Origin of the sequence: Schnuerera sp., from assembly GCF_035459645.1 — a bacterium.
Lineage (GTDB): Bacteria > Bacillota > Clostridia > Tissierellales > Tepidimicrobiaceae > Schnuerera.
Genome location: NZ_DATHXO010000028.1, coordinates 1 through 3,641, shown reverse-complemented (window position 1 = coordinate 3,641; position 3,641 = coordinate 1). Strand labels below are relative to the sequence as shown.

Annotated in this window: 4 protein-coding genes; 2 read left to right on the top strand and 2 right to left on the bottom strand. The window is 30.1% G+C overall.

Annotated features, from left to right (window positions below):
* On the bottom strand, positions 1 to 992 hold a 992-nt coding region (locus tag VK998_RS00670), incomplete at its 3' end, for a DUF512 domain-containing protein (RefSeq protein WP_325224350.1).
* A 121-nt stretch (positions 993 to 1,113) separates the two neighbouring features.
* Positions 1,114 to 2,346 (bottom strand): serine hydroxymethyltransferase, encoded by a 1,233-nt coding sequence (locus tag VK998_RS00665; protein ID WP_325224348.1) that lies wholly within the window; start codon positions 2,344 to 2,346, stop codon positions 1,114 to 1,116.
* 162 nt (positions 2,347 to 2,508) lie between these two features.
* Here VK998_RS00665 and VK998_RS00660 point away from each other — a divergent pair, with 162 nt between their 5' ends.
* Together VK998_RS00660 and VK998_RS00655 are read left to right on the top strand one after the other, a co-directional pair.
* Positions 2,509 to 3,297, top strand: a complete 789-nt coding sequence (locus VK998_RS00660; RefSeq protein WP_325224346.1) for a threonine/serine exporter family protein — start codon at positions 2,509 to 2,511, stop codon at positions 3,295 to 3,297.
* Positions 3,297 to 3,641: threonine/serine exporter family protein (locus VK998_RS00655; protein ID WP_325224344.1), on the top strand; the 345-nt coding region annotated here is incomplete at its 3' end. The genes VK998_RS00660 and VK998_RS00655, both read left to right, overlap by 1 nt.

The following is a 3,641-nucleotide window of genomic DNA, read 5'->3' as shown; positions in this document are numbered from 1 at the left end:
ATAATATATTTTCTGTCTAAAAATATATTTTTATCAATTTTTTTCAATTCTTCATCTATGCTGTATTCAAAAGACTTCAATAACCCAATTCCATTTTCTAATTGAGGAAACCCTTCATAATCATCATAACTTGGTAAGGGTTCATGGGTAAGAGCATAGAATTCATCAGAAGCAAAGACAAATCTAGTTCCTAATTTTTCTAAAAATTTATTTTGTTCCTTTTTTATAAGATTTAACAGCCCTAAAGCTCTTTTTTCATCATATGGAATTATTTCATGTAGATTATCCCTATACTTAGTTAAACCTACAGGAACTACAGCCACACTTTCAACACTAGGATATAGACTGGAAAGATCAGTCAAAGTTCTTTTCAATTCCTTCCCATCATTTACTTCTGGAACCAATACTATTTGACAATTAACTTTAATGTCTGCCTCTTTAAATCTTTCTAGAATAGAAAAAACTTTCCCTGCATTTTTATTATTAAGCATCTTTATCCTTAACTCTGGATTTGTTGTATGCACTGAAACATTTATTGGACTTAATCTATATTTTATAATTCGATCAATATCCTCATCGCTCATATTGGTCAAAGTGATAAAATTACCCTGTAAAAAGGACAATCTAGAATCATCATCTTTAAAATATAGGGTTTCTCTCATATTTGGAGGAAGTTGATCTATAAAACAAAATATACATTTATTCCTACAAGATTTGGCTTTATCAATCAAAGGATTGGTAAATTCTATACCTAAATCCTCATCAAAATCCTTTTCGATTTCTAAAATCCATACTTCTCCATTTTGTTTCTCAATTTCTACTTCAACATAATCATCAGATATTAGGTATTTATAGTCTATAATATCTTTAACAACCATACCATTTATAGTAAGTAAAATATCCTTTGGTATAATTTTCAACTCTTCAGCAATGCTTCCTTTTTTAACTTTTTCAATAATATTTCTATAATCATAAATTTTCTTTAATTCCATAATATAACCTTCCATTTATTTATTTAAATCATATATTTTATTATAGCAGAATCCTTTATTAATACATAGTTTTATATTTTAAATATATAAGCCTACAGACGTCTGTAGGCTTATATATTTATTATGCATATAAAGGAAAGTCTTTGCAAAGCTCTAATACTTTTTCTTTTACTTCTTCCCTACTATTATTCTCATCTAAAGCTAAATCTATTATTTCAGCAATTTTTTTCATTTCTTCTTCCTTCATACCCCTAGTGGTTACAGCAGGAGTACCTATCCTTACACCACTAGTTACAAATGGACTTTCTGGATCAAAAGGTATCGTATTTTTATTAGTAGTTACATTAACTGCTTCCAATAATTCTTCTGCTTTTTTGCCTGTTAAACCTTTATTTCTCACATCTATTAAAATCAAATGATTATCTGTACCACCAGAAACCAATCTAAATCCTCTTTCCATTAGACTATCTGCTAATACTTTTGCATTCTTAACAATTTGTTTTTGATAATCTTTAAATTCATCCTGTAATGCTTCACCAAAACTAACAGCTTTTGCAGCGATGATATGCATTAAAGGACCGCCTTGAATTCCTGGGAAAATTGCTTTATCAATAGCTTTAGCATATTTTTCTTTACATAAAATTGCTCCACCTCTTGGACCTCTTAAAGTTTTGTGAGTAGTAGTTGTTACAAAATCAGCATATGGTACTGGATTTGGATGAATCCCAGCTGCAACTAAGCCAGCAATATGTGCCATATCTACCATTAAATAAGCCCCTACTTCATCTGCTATTTCTCTAAACTTAGAAAAATCTATAGTTCTTGGATATGCACTAGCACCAGCCACTATCATCTTTGGCTTTTCTTTTAATGCTATTTCTCTAACTTTATCATAATCTATAACTTCTTGTTCTTTATCTACACCGTAAGCCACAAAATTGAAATAAGTTCCAGAAATATTCACAGGACTACCATGAGTTAAATGGCCACCTTGGGATAAATTCATTCCTAAAACTTTATCTCCTGGCTTTAAAACTGCAAAATATACACCTAGATTGGCATTAGAACCAGAGTGAGGTTGAACGTTTGCATGGTCTGCACCAAATAGTTTTTTCAATCTTTCTCTGGCTATATTTTCAGCCATATCTACAAATTCACAACCACCATAGTATCTTTTAGCGGGATAACCTTCAGCATACTTATTAGTCATTTGGCTTCCCATAGCTTCCATAACTTGAGGTGTAACAAAGTTTTCAGAAGCAATTAGTTCTATATGTTCTTGCTGTCTTTTTGTTTCCAATTCAATTGTTTCCATAATCTCTGGGTCATGTTTCTTTAGATTGGTAAAATCCATATTTTTATATTCTCCTTTCTTATCAAATATAATTTTGTTTGTTGATAATTCGTAGTATAATGTTATAGTAAATATAAATAAACTTTCTATTTACCTTCCAAATTTATTATATAGGTAATCTTTAGTATTTACAATACTATAAATACATATGGAGTGAAAATTATGGGTTTATATCAAAACAACAATAGGTCTGAAGTAAAAAAACTACTTTTACTTGCTATATTAGCAGGTAAAACAATGTTAAGAAATGGTGCTGAAACTTACAGAGCTGAAGATACTATCGAAAGAATATGTAAGTCAAGATATAATATCAAATATGCAGATGCTTTTGCAACCCCTACAGGAATTTTTGCTTCCCTTGAATTTGATGGAGAAATTATAACCTATCTAATTCGTGTTAAATCTACTAAGATTGATTTAAATAAAATCAATCTAGTAAACGAATTTTCAAGGGAATTTGTAAACTCTACCATGCCTGTAGATTATGGCTTATCAAAACTAAAAAATATTAATAAAATTAATAATTATAATATGGTTATTAAAGCTCTATTTGGAAGTTTAGCTTGTGCATTTTTCTGTCTTTTATTTGGAGGAAGTTTTTTGGATTTTATATCTAGCTACCTAGTAAGCTTAATTGTTCTTTTTTCCGTAAATAAAATTGATAAATATAAGATGACATTTTTTATTAATAATTTCATTGGAGCAGCACTAGCTTCAATTTTGTCCATAATATCGATTAAAATTGGTTTAGGAAATAATATGGACACCATAATAATAGCCTCAATTATGTCCTTGGTTCCTGGTGTTGCAATAACAAATGCAATGCGTGATACCATATCTGGTGATTTTGTTTCTGGTCTTTCAAGAGGCATGGAAGCCATATTTTCTGCACTTGCAATTGCATTTGGAGTTGGTATGGTCTTAAATATATATTTTAAGGGGTTGATTTAATGGTTTTATTGAAACATTTTATCTTTGCCTTTTTATCTTCAATAGGTTTTGCAATTTTATTTAGCATTCCTAAAGACTCTATAGCTAAATCTGGTTTTGTAGGAGCTACGGGATGGATTGCTTATTATATAACCTCTAGTATTTTAAATAGCAATGTAGCTGGAACATTTTTTGCTGCAGTAACTGTTGGCATATCAGGGGAGTTGTTTGCAAGACATTATAAAAAACCAGCAACCGTATTTATAGTACCTGGAATAATTCCATTAGTACCCGGTGCTGGCATGTATTACACTATGTTAGCCTTAGTAGAAAAAGACTTTATTTCTGCTGCAAACAAAGGTACC